The sequence below is a fragment of the Photorhabdus bodei genome (genome assembly GCF_003287735.1).
Taxonomy (GTDB): domain Bacteria; phylum Pseudomonadota; class Gammaproteobacteria; order Enterobacterales; family Enterobacteriaceae; genus Photorhabdus; species Photorhabdus kayaii.
Genome location: NZ_NSCM01000002.1, coordinates 64,743 through 84,737, shown reverse-complemented (window position 1 = coordinate 84,737; position 19,995 = coordinate 64,743). Strand labels below are relative to the sequence as shown.

18 protein-coding genes and 1 pseudogene are annotated in these 19,995 nt (G+C 42.3%); 8 read left to right on the top strand and 11 right to left on the bottom strand.

All coding sequences use genetic code 11. The annotated features are described in order from the left end of the window. Positions 1-129 precede the first annotated feature (129 nt). The 4 genes from ubiG (at position 130) to yfaE (ending at position 4,921) form a co-directional block, all read left to right on the top strand. Positions 130-852, top strand: coding sequence for a bifunctional 2-polyprenyl-6-hydroxyphenol methylase/3-demethylubiquinol 3-O-methyltransferase UbiG (ubiG, locus tag CKY02_RS02230; RefSeq protein WP_112894066.1), 723 nt, complete (start codon positions 130-132; stop codon positions 850-852). A 368-nt stretch (positions 853-1,220) separates the two neighbouring features. Beyond that, on the top strand, positions 1,221-3,512 hold the full coding sequence (gene nrdA, locus CKY02_RS02225; protein ID WP_112877551.1) for a class 1a ribonucleoside-diphosphate reductase subunit alpha: 2,292 nt from the start codon (positions 1,221-1,223) through the stop codon (positions 3,510-3,512). Between the two features lie 12 nt (positions 3,513-3,524). Then, complete coding sequence (gene nrdB / locus CKY02_RS02220) at positions 3,525-4,655, top strand: class Ia ribonucleoside-diphosphate reductase subunit beta (protein ID WP_036781046.1); 1,131 nt, start codon at positions 3,525-3,527, stop codon at positions 4,653-4,655. Then, on the top strand, positions 4,655-4,921 hold the full coding sequence (gene yfaE, locus CKY02_RS02215) for a class I ribonucleotide reductase maintenance protein YfaE (protein ID WP_112894065.1): 267 nt from the start codon (positions 4,655-4,657) through the stop codon (positions 4,919-4,921). Before nrdB ends, yfaE begins: the two co-directional genes overlap by 1 nt. A gap of 115 nt (positions 4,922-5,036) precedes the next feature. Here the strand turns inward: yfaE and CKY02_RS26145 are convergent, their stop codons facing one another. The 4 genes from CKY02_RS26145 to CKY02_RS02205 are packed head-to-tail and all read right to left on the bottom strand — an operon-like array spanning position 5,037 to position 5,936. Beyond that, the gene (locus CKY02_RS26145) at positions 5,037-5,165 is read right to left on the bottom strand and encodes a hypothetical protein (RefSeq protein WP_275658195.1); all 129 of its coding nucleotides are present in this window, start codon (positions 5,163-5,165) and stop codon (positions 5,037-5,039) included. Beyond that, complete coding sequence (locus CKY02_RS26140; RefSeq protein ID WP_275658194.1) at positions 5,162-5,293, bottom strand: hypothetical protein; 132 nt, start codon at positions 5,291-5,293, stop codon at positions 5,162-5,164. The genes CKY02_RS26145 and CKY02_RS26140 overlap by 4 nt, the downstream gene beginning before the upstream one ends. Further along, entirely contained in the window at positions 5,281-5,700 is a 420-nt protein-coding gene (locus CKY02_RS02210; RefSeq protein ID WP_112894064.1) for a type II toxin-antitoxin system VapC family toxin, read from the bottom strand. Before CKY02_RS02210 ends, CKY02_RS26140 begins: the two co-directional genes overlap by 13 nt. After that, a complete protein-coding gene (locus CKY02_RS02205) occupies positions 5,697-5,936 on the bottom strand; it encodes a FitA-like ribbon-helix-helix domain-containing protein (protein WP_011147275.1) in 240 nt (79 codons plus the stop codon). Before CKY02_RS02205 ends, CKY02_RS02210 begins: the two co-directional genes overlap by 4 nt. Positions 5,937-6,072: 136 nt before the next feature. On the opposite strand from CKY02_RS02205, the pseudogene CKY02_RS26135 reads away from it, so the two are divergent. Together CKY02_RS26135 and CKY02_RS02200 are read left to right on the top strand one after the other, a co-directional pair. Further along, a pseudogene (locus tag CKY02_RS26135) lies at positions 6,073-6,183 on the top strand (Gfo/Idh/MocA family oxidoreductase); the annotation flags it as partial. 24 nt (positions 6,184-6,207) lie between these two features. Next, a complete protein-coding gene (locus tag CKY02_RS02200) occupies positions 6,208-6,834 on the top strand; it encodes a Gfo/Idh/MocA family protein (RefSeq protein WP_275658198.1) in 627 nt (208 codons plus the stop codon). A 389-nt stretch (positions 6,835-7,223) separates the two neighbouring features. On the opposite strand, the gene CKY02_RS02195 is transcribed toward CKY02_RS02200, so the two are convergent. The 6 genes from CKY02_RS02195 to CKY02_RS02175 all read right to left on the bottom strand — a co-directional run bounded on the left by CKY02_RS02195 (position 7,224) and on the right by CKY02_RS02175 (position 16,128). Continuing rightward, the gene (locus tag CKY02_RS02195) at positions 7,224-7,730 is read right to left on the bottom strand and encodes a contact-dependent growth inhibition system immunity protein (RefSeq protein ID WP_112894063.1); all 507 of its coding nucleotides are present in this window, start codon (positions 7,728-7,730) and stop codon (positions 7,224-7,226) included. Between the two features lie 163 nt (positions 7,731-7,893). Continuing rightward, a complete protein-coding gene (locus CKY02_RS02190) occupies positions 7,894-8,394 on the bottom strand; it encodes a contact-dependent growth inhibition system immunity protein (RefSeq protein WP_112894062.1) in 501 nt (166 codons plus the stop codon). Positions 8,395-8,557: 163 nt separating this feature from the next. Further along, positions 8,558-9,064: a contact-dependent growth inhibition system immunity protein gene (locus CKY02_RS02185; RefSeq protein WP_112894061.1), complete on the bottom strand. Its 507-nt coding sequence runs from the start codon at positions 9,062-9,064 to the stop codon at positions 8,558-8,560. Beyond that, on the bottom strand, positions 9,064-13,419 hold the full coding sequence (locus CKY02_RS02180; RefSeq protein WP_240001976.1) for a DUF637 domain-containing protein: 4,356 nt from the start codon (positions 13,417-13,419) through the stop codon (positions 9,064-9,066). Before CKY02_RS02180 ends, CKY02_RS02185 begins: the two co-directional genes overlap by 1 nt. A 189-nt stretch (positions 13,420-13,608) precedes the next feature. Then, positions 13,609-14,388, bottom strand: a complete 780-nt coding sequence (locus CKY02_RS25430) for a filamentous hemagglutinin N-terminal domain-containing protein (RefSeq protein WP_240001975.1) — start codon at positions 14,386-14,388, stop codon at positions 13,609-13,611. Between the two features lie 60 nt (positions 14,389-14,448). Beyond that, positions 14,449-16,128 carry a ShlB/FhaC/HecB family hemolysin secretion/activation protein gene (locus tag CKY02_RS02175; protein ID WP_112894060.1) on the bottom strand — a complete coding sequence of 560 codons (1,680 nt, stop codon included), beginning with the start codon at positions 16,126-16,128 and terminating at the stop codon, positions 14,449-14,451. Between the two features lie 302 nt (positions 16,129-16,430). Between CKY02_RS02175 and tyrP the strand changes: the two genes are divergently transcribed. Then, positions 16,431-17,636 (top strand): tyrosine transporter TyrP, encoded by a 1,206-nt coding sequence (gene tyrP, locus CKY02_RS02170; protein ID WP_112894059.1) that lies wholly within the window; start codon positions 16,431-16,433, stop codon positions 17,634-17,636. A 56-nt stretch (positions 17,637-17,692) separates the two neighbouring features. Here tyrP and CKY02_RS02165 read toward each other — a convergent pair whose 3' ends face one another. Then, a complete protein-coding gene (locus tag CKY02_RS02165) occupies positions 17,693-18,235 on the bottom strand; it encodes a YfaZ family outer membrane protein (RefSeq protein WP_112894058.1) in 543 nt (180 codons plus the stop codon). A 285-nt stretch (positions 18,236-18,520) separates the two neighbouring features. Between CKY02_RS02165 and CKY02_RS02160 the strand changes: the two genes are divergently transcribed. Further along, the gene (locus CKY02_RS02160; protein WP_112894057.1) at positions 18,521-19,969 is read left to right on the top strand and encodes a catalase; all 1,449 of its coding nucleotides are present in this window, start codon (positions 18,521-18,523) and stop codon (positions 19,967-19,969) included. Positions 19,970-19,995: the final 26 nt, after the last annotated feature.

The window sequence follows — 19,995 nt, the reverse complement described above, 5'->3', positions numbered from 1 at the left end:
AGAACTATACCACACCCCAACAGTTTTATAAAAATCAGATACGGGTATTTAAAAATTAAGCCGTGTATACTATCTCAGAACTGAGTGAATCCGCCTGTTTAAAGAAAGTTTAAGGAGCAACAACCGCTGATGAACATCAAAACCCCTTCCACCCCAAACAATGTTGATCAACAGGAAATAGAAAAATTTGAAGCGATTGCTTCTCGCTGGTGGGATTTGGAAGGTGAATTTCAGCCACTGCACCGGATTAACCCACTACGCCTGAATTATATTTTGCAGCGTTCTGGCGGCATTTTCGGTAAAAAAGTGTTAGATGTGGGCTGTGGTGGCGGTATTTTGTCAGAAAGTATGGCCCGTGAAGGGGCTAATGTGACCGGACTGGATATGGGTACGGAACCACTTCAGGTTGCCAGACTGCACGCCCTTGAAACAGGTATCCCCGTGACCTATGTACAGGAAACAGTAGAAAGCCACGCCGAAAAATATCCACAAGCTTATGATATCGTCACCTGTATGGAAATGCTGGAGCATGTCCCAGATCCACAATCGGTCGTTCAGGCTTGTGCTCAGTTAGTGAAACCCGGCGGACACGTCTTTTTCTCTACCATTAACCGCAACAAAAAAGCCTGGCTTATGGCGGTAATCGGCGCGGAATACATTCTAAAAATGGTACCGAAGGGAACCCATGATGCGAAAAAATTTATCCGGCCATCAGAGTTGATAGGCTGGATTGACAGAACATCCCTGCGGGAAAAGCATATTATCGGCCTGCATTACAACCCGCTAACGGATAAATTTAGCCTTGGTCACAATGTAGACGTCAATTATATGTTACACACCCAGTATGTCTGACATGTTTATCTGACAGATTAATAAAGCGGCAAATAAATCACATTTTCAGGAATTTTTTTACCCATTTTTGCCGATGTTTCTGTCAGAGCAACCGCTAGTAATGATGCAGGCTTCCGGCTTTTTAATAAATTTTAGTCCTCAAGTTATCCACAAGAATCCGCATTTTTGTGCACTTGATAAAAGCTGCTTTTAACATTATCTTGTTGTCATTATTTAGTGTACCCCCTACATATTGTGTTCCTTAACATTCCATTACCACTACTCTCTCGTGGGTTTCTTCGCCACTGAGAGGGTTATGTTTTGGTCTAAGTCAAAGACACAAAGCAGGTGGGAGCGAATCTGAAAGTAAATGTAAGGTATGCCTGTCCATGAACCATAGTCTGCTAGTAACAAAGCGTGATGGCCACAAAGAACGAATTGACCTTGATAAAATCCACCGGGTTGTTAACTGGGCAGCCGATGGACTGAAAAATGTCTCGGTATCACAAGTAGAACTGCGTTCTCAAATCCAATTTTACGATGGCATCAAAACCTCAGATATTCATGAGACGATGATCAAAGCTTCCGCTGATCTTATCTCCGGTGATGCACCTGACTATCAGTATCTGGCCGCCCGCTTGGCAATTTTCAACCTGCGTAAAAAAGCTTACGGTCAATTCGAGCCACCCGCACTCTATGACCATGTATCCCGTATGGTGAAAATGGGCAAATATGGCAAGCACTTGCTTACAGACTACTCGAAAGAAGAATTCGAGCAAATGAACGAGTTTATTGACCATTGGCGTGATATGAACTTTTCTTACGCGGCGGTCAAACAGCTTGAAGGTAAATACCTGGTTCAGAATCGCGTTACCGGTGAAATTTATGAAAGTGCCCAATTCCTCTATATTCTGGTCGCGGCTTGCCTGTTCTCCGGTTATCCGAAAGAGACACGTCTGGACTATATTCGCCGTTTTTACGACGCAACTTCCACATTTAAGATTTCTCTGCCTACCCCGATCATGGCAGGTGTACGCACCCCGACGCGTCAATTCAGCTCCTGTGTGTTGATTGAATGTGATGATAGCCTGGATTCCATTAATGCGACTTCCAGCGCGATTGTAAAATATGTTTCTCAACGTGCTGGTATTGGTATCAATGCAGGCCGTATTCGTGCACTGGGCAGCCCAATCCGTAATGGTGAAGCCTTCCATACCGGCTGTATTCCTTTTTATAAACATTTCCAGACCGCGGTCAAATCCTGCTCTCAGGGGGGCGTTCGTGGCGGCGCTGCGACACTGTTCTATCCATTATGGCATCTGGAAGTTGAAAGCCTGCTGGTACTGAAAAACAACCGTGGCGTTGAAGGAAACCGTGTTCGTCACATGGACTATGGCGTACAACTTAACAAACTGATGTACGAGCGCCTGATCAAAGGTGAAGAGATTACCCTGTTCAGTCCATCCGATGTTCCAGGGCTATATAATGCATTCTTTGCCGATCAGGATGAATTTGAGCGCTTGTACACCAAATATGAGCAGGACAGCAATATCCGCCAGCAACGTCTGAAAGCGGTTGATCTCTTCTCCCTGATGATGCAAGAGCGTGCTTCTACCGGCCGTATCTATATTCAGAACGTAGATCACTGCAACACCCACAGCCCATTTGATCCTTTAGTCGCCCCGGTGCGCCAATCAAACCTGTGTCTGGAAATTGCACTGCCAACCAAGCCATTGAATGATATCAATGATAAAAATGGTGAAATCGCACTGTGTACCTTGTCCGCATTCAACCTGGGGGTAATTGAAAATCTTGATGAGCTGGAAGAACTGGCTACTCTGGCGGTCCGTGCCCTTGATGCCCTGCTTGATTATCAGGACTACCCTATCCTTGCCGCCAAACAAGGGGCAATGGGTCGCCGTACATTAGGCATTGGTGTCATCAACTATGCTTACTATCTGGCGAAACACGGTGTACGTTACTCAGATGGCAGCGCTAACAACCTGACTCACAAAACATTTGAAGCTATCCAGTATTACCTGTTGAAAGCCTCTAATGAACTGGCGAAAGAACAAGGCGCTTGCCCGTGGTTTAAAGAAACCACCTATTCTAAAGGTATCCTACCTATCGATACCTATAAAAAAGCGCTGGATACATTGACCAATGAACCGCTGCACTATGACTGGGAAGCATTGCGCAACGATATCAAACAATATGGTCTGCGCAATTCCACATTATCTTCTTTGATGCCGTCAGAGACCTCTTCCCAGATCTCTAACGCCACCAACGGCATTGAACCGCCTCGTGGTTATATCAGCATCAAAGCATCAAAAGATGGCATTTTGCGCCAGGTTGTGCCGGAATATGAGCGTCTGAAAAGCGCTTACGAACTCTTGTGGCAAATGCCGGGCAATGATGGCTACTTGCAGTTGGTTGGTATCATGCAGAAATTTATCGATCAGTCGATCTCTGCCAATACCAACTACGATCCAACACATTTCCCGAGTGGAAAAGTGCCGATGAATCAACTGCTGAAAGATTTGCTGCTCGCTTACAAATATGGTGTGAAAACATTGTATTACCACAATACCCGTGATGGCGCGGAAGACATTCAGGATGACCTGGAAGAAGTCGTGGAATCTGCTGATTCCGATTGTGAAGGCGGCGCGTGTAAGATTTAATTTGAGGAAGTTATGGCCTATACCACTTTTTCACAAGTCAAAAACGATCAGTTACAGGAACCAATGTTTTTTGGTCAGCCAGTAAACGTAGCCCGTTATGACCAACAAAAGTATCCGATTTTCGAGAAATTGATCGAAAAACAGCTCTCTTTCTTCTGGCGCCCGGAAGAAGTCGATGTGTCTCGCGATCGCATTGATTACAATGCGCTACCGGACCATGAAAAGCATATTTTTATCAGTAACTTAAAATATCAAACGCTGCTGGACTCTATTCAGGGCCGCAGCCCGAACGTGGCTTTTCTGCCCTTGATCTCCATCCCTGAGCTGGAAACCTGGGTTGAAACTTGGTCTTTTTCTGAAACGATTCATTCACGTTCTTACACTCACATCATCAGGAATATCGTTAACGATCCGGCGGTTGTGTTTGATGATATTGTCACCAACGAAGAGATTCTGAAACGGGCGAAAGATATTTCCGCTTATTACGATGATCTGATTGAGATGACTAATCACTACCAACTATTTGGTGAAGGAACACATCAGATTGCCGGTAAAACCATCACGGTAAGTCTGCGTGAACTGAAAAAGCAACTGTATCTGTGCCTGATGAGCGTTAACGCGCTGGAAGCGATCCGCTTTTACGTCAGTTTTGCCTGTTCATTTGCCTTTGCTGAACGCGAATTGATGGAAGGTAACGCGAAAATCATCAAATTGATCGCTCGCGACGAAGCACTACATCTGACCGGCACACAACATATGCTGAATCTGTTGCGCTCCGGTCAGGACGACCCGGAAATGGCAGAAATTGCCAAAGAGTGTGAACAACAGTGCTATGACCTGTTCGTTCAGGCGGCGGAACAAGAAAAAGAGTGGGCAGATTACCTGTTCAGCGAAGGTTCCATGATTGGCTTGAACAAAGATATTCTGTGTCAATATGTTGAGTACATTACTAACATCCGCATGCAGGCTGTCGGGTTGAAACTGCCATTTGAAACGCGCTCTAACCCGATTCCGTGGATTAACGCCTGGCTGGTGTCTGATAACGTTCAGGTAGCACCACAGGAAGTTGAAGTCAGTTCATATCTGGTTGGTCAGATTGATGCTGAAGTTAACCCTGACGACCTGAGTGATTTTGAACTCTGATGACAAGCTATAAAGTAACCCTGCATGGTATGCAGGGTTATCATATCTACAGCTCTCCCGAACTGCATAACAGTCTGCTAGAGGCATTGGAACAAGGTAGAGTTCAAGCTGAATACCAATGCCGCGAAGGTTATTGCGGTTCCTGTCGTGTCAAATTGATAAAAGGCAAAGTCGGCTATCGACGCAAACCTCTGGCTTTTGTTAATGACGGCGAAATTTTACCCTGCTGCTGTCATCCGCTTAGTGATATTGAGATTGAGCTTTAACAATTAAAATTAGTCTTCATGGTGGGCAGATAATGCAGATAATAATGATTATTTGCTCATTATTACACGCACCAAGAACGTAAGCCCATAAGTAATAACATATACCCTATGGATTTCAAGATGCATCGCGACGGCAAGGGAGTGAATCCCCGGGAGCATAGATAACGATGTGACCGGGGTGAGCGAGTGCAGCCAACAAAGAGGCAACTTGAAAGATGACGGGTATATACCCTATTGATTTCAAGATGCATCGCGGCGGCAAGGGAGTGAATCCCCGGGAGCATAGAGAACTATGTGACCGGGGTGAGCGAGTGCAGCCAACAAAGAGGCAACTTGAAAGATGACGGGTATAGTTGTTATTAGCCCTTCCAAGGGTTGATAACAGTAAGCCCGGCAGCTTCAAAAGGTGATGTGTCGCGGGTTGCAACAATCAGCCCATTCGCCGCTGCAATAGCCGCAATATACCCGTCAGCCTTCCCAATGGCTTTCCCCTCGCTCTTCGCTCGCGCCATGATCTCGGCATAAGCTTCCGAAGCGGCCGCATCGAATGGCAAGATACGACCGGTAAATAAAGGAACAACACTCCGTTCTAGGTTTCTATGCAGGGTATCTTTGCGCTTACCATTGGACAGCGCTGCAACCCCAAAGCGAAGCTCAGCCAAGCTGATCGCTGCCAAGTAAAGCGTCTCGACATTCTGTTCATCTATCCAGGCAACCACAGCGGGGTGGCCGCTGAGCCGCAGTGGCTCGGAAACCACGTTCGTATCTAGCAGTATCATTCAAAACTCATCGGCTCGGCAGGTGTCTTATCACGCTCGATCTCAAGATCGACGCCCTCCGCCTCTCGGCCGATTTTTGCCAGCAAGGAACCCAGCTTGATGCGCCCCTCCGGTTGTACGGCGTTTTCCAGAATAAACCGGATTTCGGCCTCAGCACTACGGCCATGTGTGGCTGCGCGTACCCGCAAGGCACGATGCACTTCGTCCGGTACATTTCTGACAGTAATGGATGGCATAGATTCATTTCCTCATTTAGCATGCATTGCAATCAATATATATTATTGCAATCATAGCTGCAAGCATGTGGGATAGAAAGAGAGCTAATTGCATTCAATCAAAATCCATTAGCAAAGAGTTGGAAAGAAATCAGCGGCTAAATCAGGTAAAGCTGGTAAAGCAATATATGTAGAAAAACCTATGGCATTAACATTCGAAGAATGTAATGAGATGATCGCGACTTGTAAATCCCAAAATGTTCCCTTATTTGTAGCTTATTACAGAAGAGCATTGCCAAGATTTTTAAAGATCAAAGAATTAATTGAGTCAGGCGCGATAGGAACACCAAGGATAGTAAACTGTATACTTTATAGAGAGATAGAGAAATGTTACCAAGATCCTCATCATTTACCTTGGGTTGTTAATCCAGAAATTTCCGGTGGTGGGTTATTTGTTGATTTAGTATGTCATACTCTTGATATATTAGACTTTCTTTTGGGAAAGATTATTTCTGTCAAAGGACATGCAAATTCACAAGGGAATGCTTATCCCGCTGAAGATTGTGTATCAATGTCATTTATGTTTGAAAATAATATTCAAGGTGTGGGTATATGGAATTTTGTGTCGAACTCTAGAGGAGATAATGTTGAAATAATTGGTACTAAAGGAAAAATATCTTTCTCTACATTTGGAAATTCAGCCATTTCATATTATGACGAAAATAATAAATTACACCAATTTAATATTGATAATCCAAAGCATATAGAAATGCCATTGATTAATACAATAATTAATGAATTACAAGGAAAAGGATTTTGCCCATCAACAGGAGAATCAGGCTCACGAACCAGTTGGGTAATAGACCAAGTATTAAAAGACTATAGAATTAATAATTATTTACAATATAAAAATGAATAAATTAGTTTTTAGAGGAAAATAAAAACCAAATATATATGAGCTCATTAAAAATATCGGAAGTTAATAAATGACTTAAAAGACTTTATTAACTTCTTTTTATTACCATTTTTATCAACTAAAACAGTTTTACTATTCATAAGATTTATTCTTAACAGAACAATGCCATATATTCTGTTTACTGATGATTTTATATAATGGATATCGCTATGATCAGTTACGAAATAAAACTTACTGCCTATCCCAATAGAGCTATTTTATTTGCCATTTTGAACCTGGGCAGTGCTCAAAATCCTCACGTACTACGTGTACGCTCCGGTTTTTCCGCGCTGTCCGTGTTCAAACTGTCTGCAACAATTACGCCTATTGAGATAGGCTCTTAGGTTCTTTAATCAAACATAACTCCTACAACGCGAAAAAGCCAGCCGTAATGCGGCACCCACTTCCTCCGGGGAACTGTCTGCTGGAATAATGACATAATCAGCTTTAGAAATGCCATCTTCAGACCAACCCTCCAATTTCTCATGGCGGGATGGCCGGATCGTTATTTGACCATCAAGCATACAGATACCACAGCTTAACATTTTCTTAAATAACTGCCGTTTTGAACGGTAATCATAAGATCCCATCATCTCGGTGATCCAATTTTTATACTGTTCAGCATTTGCATCATGATCAAAATAGTCCCCATACTTATCCAGTGGGATTACTCTACTTTTTGATAAAGCCTCAAGCACAGCCTTTCCCAACTCTTGATCAGATACAATTGGCTGTAATAAATAGTTACTTCCTGAAGGATCTGCTCCCAATAATCCATTGCCTGAATAGGTTTGTACTGAATAGAAATCACCATTAAATTTAACTCTTACATTTAACCCTTGTTTAAAATCTGCGCTCATTATTTCACCACTGTAATTTTAACGGTAAGGCTCATTTAATAACTATTTGAATCTTTTCGAGATAATTAGCGGACACATAATAGCTATTACGTGTCCACTTTAATTAATTCTCTAAATCAAAGATCATGAATAATCAATGTAAAAACAAACTGTTACCTTATCGTCAAACGTAACTTCTACAACGAGAAAAAGCCAGTCGTAATGCGGCACCCACTTCCTCCGGGGAACTGTCTGCTGGAATAATGACATAATCAGATTCGACAATACCCTGCCCTGTCCAAAGCTCAAGTTTTTCATGACCAGAAGGTCTAATAGTTATCACACCATCTAACAACTGAATATTACAACTGTTCATCTTCTTAAATAGTTGACGTTTTGAACGGTAATTGTAAACTTTCATTAAATGCTCAATCCACTCTTTATATCGTTCAGCTGCCCTTTCGTTGTCGAAAAAATCATCATCAGGATCGACCAACCGACTTTTAGAAAGTGAATCTAAAACGGCACTACCCAATTGGCTATCAGTTACATCGGGAGATAGAACATGTTCGTGACTTTGAGGATCAGCTTTAAGCAGGCGATAGCCAGAATAAGTTTTGACAGAGTAAAAATCACCATTAAATTTGGCACTCGCATTCAGTCCTTGATCAAAATCTATATTCATTATTTCACCACTGTAATTTTAACGGTCAGGCTCATTTAATAACTATTTGAATCTTTTCGAGATAATTAGCGGACACATAATAGCTATTACGTGTCCGCTTTAATTAACTCTCTAAATCAAAGATCATGAATAATCAATGCAAAAACAAACAGTTACTTTATAGTTAAACATAACTCCTACAACGTGAAAAAGCCAATCGTAATGCCGCACCAACTTCCTCAGGAGAACTGTCTGCCGGAATGACGACATTATCAGATTCTACAATGCCTTTCCCTGTCCAAAGCTCAAGTTTCTCATGACCATAGGGCATAATAGTTATGACACCATCTAACAAACGAATATCACAACTGTTCATCTTCTTAAATAACTGACGTCTTGAGCGATAGCGATGAAATCCCATCATCTCTGTAACCCACTGATCATATCGTTCTTTTCTTTTTTCATTATCTAAAAAATCACCAAGACTCTCATAAGGAATAAATCGACTTTTAGAAAGAGCATTAAAAACCACAGCACCTAATTCTTCATCAGAAGTATCAGGAGATAACATATGGTTACCCCCTAAAAGGTCTAAATTCAGTGAACGATAACCCGAATAACTTGTTATTGAATAAAAATCACCATTAAATACACATCTGGCATTCCGCCATCGTTTAAAAGTCTCACTCATTATTTCACCACCGTAATTTTGACACTTACATTTTTCTCTGCACCATAAGTAATGGCTCGGTTGATTTGTTCCCATTGGTCAGGAGTGGTAGTTTTAGGTATTGCAATTCTCACTTCACGCTTAGATATCATGTCAGCAGTGACAGTTACACCTGCTTTTGTTTCTTTAGTGAAACCAACGGTATCATCAATATTTCCTTTCATGGAAATATACAGTTGTTTTGGATTTTTAATTTTTGAAGCAGTACGTGTATCCAATGTTTTTACACTAGTAGCCAAACCTGTTTTTTCATCATAAAAATCATATACCTTGAAATTCTTTGGCAACCGAGTACCTTTAGGCATCTGCGTAGCAACAAAATCCTCAAAAGGATACCCTTGCTTATAGATATCTCCTCCCCACTCCATTTGAGTTTTACTACCATCTTTTTCTACCCGATATACATGCCGTATGTCTACTGTTGGGTGCGGATCTTTTGAGATGACTTTCGACAATTTAGATGTGGCAGATGTAGACCCTTTGACTGCACCAAAGCCACCACCGACCATACTGGCAATTCCAGTAACCAGTTTTCCTATTTCCAGACCCGCATTATAGGCCCCCTCAGAACCCGCTTTTTCATATTCAGCTTTGACAATATCAAGCTGCTTGAGATAACTATCCTTTGTTGCCTGCCAGATAAAGCCAGGCATATCCTCCTGAATCAACAGTGTTCTAAGCGATTCAATGACTTCCGAAGGATTAGATACCGCTCCGACAATTGCCATCACACTATCATAGAGTTCTGATGGAATACCGGATACAAATCCCGCAGCCAGATAGCCATCTTGAGTGTGACTAATCAAACCCCATTTAGCAAAAATCTGCGCTTTTTTAAGGTAACTGGACTCGGCGGCAAGCTCTTTTTCCATTAACTCCCGTTGATGATGGGCCAAGTAGTTATAGCGGAAAGTGTTTTCTGCACTGCTTGCTCCGCTGTAAGCGCCATCAGCTTTACCGGTAAACACTGCGCCGGCAAAGCCGCCAAAAACACGGGCAATTTGCGCCTGCCGTTCAGATGTTCTCTGCCACTCTTCGGCTTTAATGAGATTATCTCCCATCATGACGCCTGCCAGTTCCGCAGCCAAAGCTCCCGCCATTGCGCCTTTAACATTTCCTCTGCCAATTTCAGCGCTGACCCCTGCTACAACTGCGTGGCTTAACATTTTACCCGGTATTCCCAATACCTCGCCGTTGTCACCAATCAATCTGGCGCCTTCCGCATTAATCTGGCTGCCAATATTAGCCAACAGAGCCGTAGTCAAATTATCTTTAAAGCTGCCGCCGTTAATGGCAGTATTCAGACTGGAACTAATAATGGATTGACCAGCGACCCGTTGGACGACTTTGTTCCAATCACCATTGTTGATTTGAGGTAATTTCGCTTTTGTGGGATCTAATTTAGTACCATCAGCCGCTTTATCCCATCCCATGTAGGAATCAAATCCGGCCAATGCGCCACCAATCGCCATTGAGGTAATGGTTGATTTAACCGCATCACTGCTACCTAATACTTTTAGCGCTTTGGATATGTCCCCCTGATTATCCACAATAGCAACGGCCGCCTGTGCCGCCAGTGATGACATTCCCGCAGTTAACGCCCCACCCGCAACGCTATTACCCGCATAAGATGCAACAGATGCCGCTAAAGAACTGCCTGCGGTTGCCGCCGCCGCTGCAATCGCAATTACCGCAGAAACCACTGGATTCAAATGCTGGCTCTTGTGATCCCAACTGTCATAAGCGTCTTTGACCACATTCCACTGGATATCTTTATTTTCTCGAAGCCCTTTCAACCAAGCTGTTTCTGGCGTATTTCCCAATACGGCTAATACATTTTGCAATGACTGACCATTTTTAGCTTTAATATCAGCACTAACACCGTTGGCTGCTTCCACTGTCAGTTTTCCACCAGTGAAAATCTGTGGTAATACCCATTGGGTTTCGGTATAACCTTTATCCCTTTGCTTAATATAAAAGCCTTTGGAATAGGTAATAGTCTGTTCAAAAGCGGTATTTTTTACTGCTTTAAAATTAACTTTACCGTGAGTGCTGGTCAGTTTGGCGTTTTTATTAGTCGCAATTTTACTGGCTTCGTAAGTGCTATCATCCCGGCTTAACAGGTTAATATCACCACCCGCAGTAAATTCAGTGACTTTATTAGTGACATCATGACGGGTACGTTTAATGGTTTTCTTTTTGCCATACCACTTACGTTTGGTTTCTGTTTTCTCATAGTGGCTAGATTCTTCCATTGCCTGAGCGTACAGATAACCGCCTTTCGCCGCGACGTCCATCGCACCTTTGGCAGTCAGTTTAGTGGCCTGGAAAAGAATACTGCCATTTGAAATAACAGTTAATATACCGCCACTAGTCAATACAGTACCTTGCTGTGTGACTGATTCGGTGAATTCCCTGCCTTTTTCCCGATAAGCGTGATTCTGCACTGATTCAAAACGCATATTGCCGCCGGAAGAAATCGTTGTATTTCCGCCTGAGCTTAATGTAGCGCCTTGGGTAATCAGCGTTCCATTAGCAGCTAAGGTAAGCTGTTTTCCACCATTAACTACAGCAACGATATGGCGATCATCTTTATTGTTATCGTTCTTATTATCAATAGCGGAATAGCCCAGAGCTAACAAGTTAATATTCCGACCTGCTGATAATAATGTGTTACCTTTGGCGTTAATTTGAGCCGCCTTGCCATTGATATCTGCACCACTGATAATATTGATATTATTTCCTGCGGTTAATCGGCTACTTAATTCACCAGAACGGGATGTGGAAAATAGTTTATTCAGTGAAGGAGATAATTCACGGGGAGCGAGATCAATGTTTTTTGCAGCGGTCAAGTTGATATCTTTTACCGCTGAAACATTAACTCCCTTAATAGATAAATTTCCGCCAGCATTAATCACAACAGAACTTTTAGCATCAAGTTTACCTATTGTAGATAACATCTGATTAAACAGCGTTTGTTCTTTATTTTCAGCGTTCACATCCCCCATTCGTTTATGTGTCAATAACTCACTGTTATTATCAATGGTAATATCATGATTTGCAGTTAAAGAAATATTATGACTTTTCGTTAAGAAAATATTGCGAAGAAGAATATTTTTACCTGCATGTAAGAGTAAATCACCCGTAGCTTCCAAGCTGCTTATTTTACGCGTATTATCAGGATTAAAATATCCTGGCTTACTACTACTCTGAAACTGAACATTCCCGTTGCGGCTGATAATAGTTACATCTTTGGCTTTTAGTTCACCTTGCAAAGCATTAATATTATTAGTTGCTGTCATAGATAAGCTATTTGATGAAATCAATGCTGCATTATTAAGATTAATATCATTCTCGGAAATAATATTTAACCCATCAATAGCCTTTAGTTTATCAGTGATATTGATTTTACCTGCGTGAAGCAAAATGTTTTTTGCTGATAATGTGTCAGGTCGGGCAGTTACTGTTATTTCTGACAGATTTTTTGCATCATCAGGAATCAACGTTCTGATATTTAAGTTATTTTTAAAATCCGCTACTAGATTTTTTTCCGCACTAATTGAAGACGATATATAACTTTCTTCTCCCCAAGTATATAACTCTCCTTGCTTAGTATATTCTGCATCTTCATAAACATAAAATAAATCCCAATCACCCGGTGGTGCATCATCATCTTTGAATTCACTGCCAACCATAGGGTTTGATGTAGTATAATGCCAAAATATATTTTTCTTACCTAATTGACGACTGATAATATCAATATTTTCCCCGGTGAGAATAAGATCCTTTTTCGCATATATAGATGAAACATCATTTCGCAAATTAGTTGCATTAATATAAGCATTACCACCAGAAATAATATTCCCTGCTGGGCTTATCGCCTTTATTGAAAATCTATCCTGTTTAATATTGATAAAGTTATTCTTTAATAAATCGATAATACCAAACCATTTATCCCGATTAAAATCTTTCAATTTTACAGCCAATGTAATGACGGAATCAACACCTTGCCTGATACCATAAAAACTACCAGCCCATTTATTAATTCCTACGGAGTCAGCCGGAATGGTTTTCCATTCAGTTATGGTTTGATCTCTTATATTATCCAGTTTATCAGTGCGAACAACCAAATCCCCTTTCACAGTCTTTATCGTTGCAGACTTGTTTTCAATTAGATCGCTCTTATTCCCCTGAGCATCCTTCTGTAACCACATATTATTATTGGCTTGCAAAAGTGCTTTATCACCGGTATTACGCAAGGTATCACCAAATACCCGCATATCCCGGCCCGCAATTACACTGCCTTTATTATCCAATTTGGTACTTGCCAGAGTAATATCCCGTTCTGCCTGTACCTTGACATTAGGGGCAATATGAGTTTCTCTGGCACTGAGGTTAAAATCCGTTTTGGCTTTGGCATTTCCCAGCTCAATTTTGCCATTAACGTTTAAGGTAATATCACGCTGATTGCTGATTAAATCCTTAAGATTAACACCGACACCATCTTACGTAGCAACCAAACGGATTTTATTGGCATACATGCCGCCTAATGCTTTGGTATCAACGGCTAATTGAGGTTTAACACCTTCTCCAGTGATTTTTTTCACTGTGCCATCGTTAAAATCAATCCGGTTAGCTCCCTGCGTCAGGGATAAATTATTAGCTTGAATTTTTCCATTTAATTCAGTCACTCGGCTGATAATATCGATATAATCCGTTGTCTTACCATCCAACCCTTTGCCACCAATAGTAATCTGGCCTTTTTTAACCTCCAATGCTTCCAACGCACCTTGTTTATCAAATTGAGGTTTACCCGTGGTCAATGTTGCACTGCCAGTATTGATAAAACCACAACCATCACAAATAATGCCATTAGGGTTGGCAATCATCACATTGGCTTTATGACCAACTATCTCTAGTTTTCCTTGAAGATCCGATCGACCACTACCGGTGACTTCATTAATAATCAATTCAGCCGATTTACCATTCAAGTTAGGGTTAGCGTTAAGTTGCCCGGCTAATTGTGATTTAGCAACCTGAGTGGCGTTATTTAATACGGCACCCTGAGTGGCAATATTAAACTCTTTATAGGTGTTGTGAGATATTCCTGCACCATTAGACGTAGCAATATTTACGATCGGCACATTACCCTGGTTTTGTACCTGTGTTCGGTTATTATCTGGCGTGATCCCGGCCGCAATAGCAGGATGAAGGGGATATATGGCAGTAAGATAAATTAAAAGATAACAGGCGCCCCTTGCCATAGGGCCGTTACGTCTTTCCATTATTCTGTCCTTTCTTAATTTGAGTACAAAGTTATTGGTATAAATATCCGTATTACATCGCTAAAAAATCAGTGATACAGACCAGTAAACTACCCAGTTATCCGGTTTCAGGTGGTCTGGATAAATCAGAGGTGTTCCCAATGTCATCGTTTGATTGAACTTGCTGTGCGTCAGTGATATGCCAAGCGCTGTACCGGTAACATTACCGCCATCGATTTGCTTGGTTTTTCCCTGTAACCAACCCGTATCCAGCGCCCCCGTTAAGGCCAATTCACCCAGCACAGGCAGCTCCGAAATTCGCCAATTCAATTCATTACGCCAATACCCACCGCGATTGCCGGTCAGATATTGTTCTTTAAATCCCCGAACAGAATATTGCCCGCCTAACGAGAGACGCTCATTGGCATAAAGGTTGTGCGGTGTGGTTTGACCGTAAGCAGATGAAAGGTAATAAAGCGAGTCGGAGATCGGGACAAAATAGCTAGCACTCAGGCTGAATTTGCGAAATTGGCTACGTGGAGCATCCGGGAAATGCGGATCATCTTTTGTTGCGCCTAACACGGGTAGGCCATAACTCAATGCAGGGTTGAACGTGATATAGCCACCCGCCAGTACCGAACTGTAATTAATACCAAGATTGGCAACACTTAATGTCGGGCTGCTGATGGATAATTTCTTTCCTGCAAACAAATTAGCCGTCTGACGATGTGTTATTCCTGCATTCAAAGTCAGTTTCTGCTCACCGTCACGATATAACGTCCGGTTTATTGCTAGCCGGTGAGTTTGATTGTCACCTTCATAACGGTAGGTTTGTGAGCCGATCGGAATCTCCTGAAAAGAATCGTTCCACGCATATTGATAATTGAACAACCAGTCACCATAAGGAATCGTCACATTGGAAGAGAGACTTCGACTACGGTGGTTATTACGAAAATCGTTGTTGCGACTGACAGATAATGACCATTGGTCTGCAAGATGTAATAGGTTATCTACATTCACACTGGCGTTGATTTGCCCGGCACCAGTACTTTTTTGACCACTATTATCTATCCCCAAACTAGCGCCAACCGGCAAACGAGTCGATATTCGTTTTAAGATAACCGCAGAATGACCGGGCTGTTTTCCTGGCTGAATATCAATGGTTATCTGTTGGGAAGGAAGCCGGTTCAGTTGTTCCATCCCCTGTTCAATATCCCGTAGATTCAATGTCTTACCAACCATTCCCGGAAAGGCCATTTTCAATGAAAGGGATGTCTCACCATCAAGCGTGATTGATTCAACTTTGCCCTCACTCACGGTAATAATGAGCGTACCGGTGGATAAATCCTGTGCTCTGAGCCCAGCCCGAGAAGTGACATAACCTCGCTCGATATAGGCATTCGATACTTTACGCACCAGTTCATTAATATCTGGCAAGGTTAAGCAACGGGTTAAATAAGGTTGTATTAGTTTTTCCCTTACTGATTGGGAAAGGCTCTCAACACCTTCAAATTGAATATAGCGGATGGTATGACAAACAGATTTAGCACCATCAGTTTCGGGCTCTAAAGCTGGAGACAAAGTGATGTTGTTACGTAACGCCTCCCGCTGCTGTTGAGCCTGCTGCAATAACGCTTTCTGTTGTTGAGTGATAACCTCTTGATCCGCCGGGCCAATAAACGCTGAAGCATAAGCTTGCCCCGATAGAGCGAATAGAACAGATACAACTAATGTCCTAAAACAAACAGATATTCTTTCCATTGATAATTTTTATTTCACCATACGTTAATTGTTAAGATAATGAATAACGTCTTATTTTAATTGGCAATCTAGATGAAAATAAAAAACTTTCTTATTTAAGTGTGAATAATGTCTGGTTTTTTAAATACTTAATAGAATAAGTAACTTTTTATATTTAATGAAATACATCATTTCGATCATGCAAAAACACAATTGTAATTATTTATTTACACTAAGTGTAACTATAATTTGACATGAATAAATTAATCCTTTAGCCTGCCTTTCCATAACGATTTCAATCAGTTCAGAAACTAGGGGAAAGCGTGAAGAATCGTACTCTTGGCAGTATTTTTATCGTAGCGGGCACGACAATTGGCGCAGGAATGCTGGCTATGCCTCTGGCAGCAGCCGGTGTCGGTTTTGGAACAACCTTCGTGATGTTAATCGCTCTTTGGGTTTTGATGAGCTATACCGCTTTATTGCTGGTGGAAGTTTATCAATACAGCCCGGCCGATACGGGCCTGGGAACGCTGGCGAAACGTTATCTTGGGCGAGGAGGCCAATGGCTCACCGGTTTCAGTATGCTCTTCCTCATGTATGCTCTGACAACCGCTTATATCAGTGGCGCCGGTGAGTTGCTGTCAGGCAGCCTCTCTTCATGGCTGGATAAACCTGTTTCTGTCTCATTTGGCGTACTAATTTTCACCCTTGTCGCGGGTTGTGTTGTCACTATCGGTACTCAATCCGTCGATATGATTAACCGCCTGCTATTTACGGCAAAAATTATCTTTCTGGTTATTATGCTGACCGTCATGATGCCCCACATCAAAAGCACTAACCTGATGTCAATGCCTTTGGAACAAGGTTTGGTATTATCGGCTATTCCCGTGGTATTCACCTCTTTTGGTTTTCACGGCAGTGTGCCAAGTATCGTCAATTATATGGGGGGCGATACCCGTAAGTTACGCAAAATATTTGTTATCGGCAGTGCTATCCCATTAACTGCCTATATCCTATGGCAATTAGCCACTCTGGGTGCCATCTCTTCCCATACTTTTGTCGGGATCTTAGCGGAGCAATCAGGGCTGAATGGGCTGTTAAAAGCGGTGAGAGAGGTTGTCGCGACACCTCGTGTAGAGCTTGCTGTCCGTCTATTTGCTGATTTGGCGCTGGCAACCTCATTTCTTGGGGTCTCCTTAGGTTTGTTTGATTATATGGCAGATCTGTTCAAACGCCGTAACAACGCGACCGGTCGCCTGCAAACCGGTATCATTACTTTTGTTCCACCATTGCTTTGCTCTCTGTACTATCCAAACTTTGTCATGGCATTAACTTTCGCCGCAGTCGCACTGTCCATTCTCGCACTGTTACTACCTTCCATGCTGGCATGGCGTAGTCGTCAAATTGAGCAACGAGCCTATCGGGTAAAAGGCGGAAAACCCACTCTGATTCTGGTATTTCTTTGCGGCATTACGGTAATTGCTATCCAGATAGGTATTGTCAGTGGTTTACTGCCAGAAGTGGGTTAATTAAGAAGCCAAAACTGTCCGCATCAGCAATGGTGCGGACAAAATGCAAAAGTAAATTAGAAATTCAAACCAGCACCGATATAAAATCCATCAGCCAGTTTGTTATCCCTATTTCCCTCTTTCCCTCTCATGTTCATAACCCGGTAACCGGCATCCACCGTCAACGGTTTAAATACGGTAAAACGTAAACCACCCGCGGCCTCAGCATAAGAATCAATACCCGAAGTTAATCTGGGTGGCGCACCGTAAACTTCACCGTACAGAGCTAAAGAGGGCATAACAGTCCAGCTCAAACCCACACCTGCTGCTAATGCCTCACCATTTTTCCCATCTTTAGGGGATAAATAGAGAGCCTTACCGCCAATGCTGGCCGTCAATGGGCCAACAGGCAGGCTAAATGCGGTTCCCAAACTTCCCAACTGCCCATTATGATCACTGCGTGCCCAGTTGCCATTAAAGGATAATCCAGCACTGTTATCACCAATTGCCGCAGAAGTATGGGTGAAATGGCGGCCAGCCTGAACATTCACGGAAATTGCATTCGCTGATTCAGCAATCAACAACAAACCGGTTGCTACCGCGGCAAGATAAACCTTCATGATATTTCCTCTTTATTTACTTAATGTTAAACATCTTACGTAAATACAACTAAACCGATAGACAACAAAAAGAAATGAATCATCTATACTTACTAAATATGTGTGAATTTTTCATTTCATTTGCTTAATAATTAATTATGTGAATAGTTTTATTTTAAACAATAAACAAGAAAATAATAAATAAATTATAAAAAAACACAATATTTGCATTTCGCCATTTGACCAGAATGTTTTTCTTAATCAGCGATTCCGCTGTTTTTTTTCATGTAAAACAGGAGAAGTGTGATGAAAAAGAGAGGACTTACAACGAATGCTGGTACCCCTGTCGTTGACAACAATAATGTCATGACTGCGGGTCAACGTGGTCCTATGTTGTTACAAGATGTTTGGTTCTTAGAAAAGCTTGCCCATTTTGATCGTGAAGTGATCCCAGAGCGCCGTATGCATGCCAAAGGTTCCGGAGCTCATGGCATCTTTGTGGTTACTCACGATATTACTAAATACACCCGCGCTAAGATTTTTTCTGAAATAGGCAAAAAAACCGAGATGTTTGCCCGTTTCTCAACCGTCGCCGGTGAGCGCGGCGCAGCAGATGCTGAACGTGACATTCGTGGTTTTGCGCTTAAGTTCTATACTGAAGAAGGGAACTGGGATTTAGTCGGCAACAATACCCCGATATTTTATCTTCGTGATCCGCTGAAGTTCCCAGATCTTAACCATGTTGTTAAACGCGATCCTCACACTAATTTACGTAATCCGGCCTATAAATGGGATTTTTTCTCTCATCAACCTGAATCACTGCACCAATTAACGATTGATTTCAGTGACCGTGGCGTACCTAAATCTTTCCGTCATATGCACGGTTTTGGTAGCCATGCTTTCAGCTTTATCAACGAAGATAATGAACGTTTCTGGGTGAAATTCCATTTCCGTTGTCAGCAAGGCATTAAAAACCTGATGGACGAAGAGGCAGAAGCGCTGGTAGGTAAAGATCGTGAAAGTTCTCAACGTGATTTGTTTGCAGCAATTGAGCAAGGAGATTATCCACGCTGGAAATTAAAAGTTCAAATTATGCCAGAGAAAGAAGCTAATCTGTTACCGTACAACCCATTTGATTTGACCAAAGTATGGCCTCACGGCGACTATCCGATGATTGATGTCGGTTATTTCGAGCTAAACCGTAATCCTGATAACTATTTCTCAGACGTTGAACAGGCAGCTTTCAACCCCGCTAATGTCGTGCCGGGTATCAGTTTCTCTCCTGATAAGATGTTACAAGGCCGTCTGTTCTCTTATGGTGATGCTCAACGTTACCGTCTTGGCGTTAACCACCATCAAATTCCGGTCAATACACCTCGCTGTCCGTTCCATAATTACCACCGTGATGGGGCAATGCGTGTCGATGGCAACAGCGGAAACACAGTGACTTATGAACCAAACAATGCAGGCTTGTTCCAGGAACAGCCTGAATTCAAACATCCATCATTAGCTTTAGAAGGAGATGCCGACCACTGGAACCATCGTCAAGATGAAGATTATTTCAGCCAGCCTCGTAAACTGTTTATGCTAATAAACCGTAAAGAGCATCAGCGTATGTTTGACCGTATCGCCAGTGAACTGTCACAAGCACATGAAGATACTCAACGCCGTCAGGTTGAGCTATTTAGAAAAGTTCACCCAGAATATGGTGCTGGTGTTGAAAGAGCGCTACAAAAATTAAAGACTGATTGCTAACAACACCGTATCATTCATTATCTCTG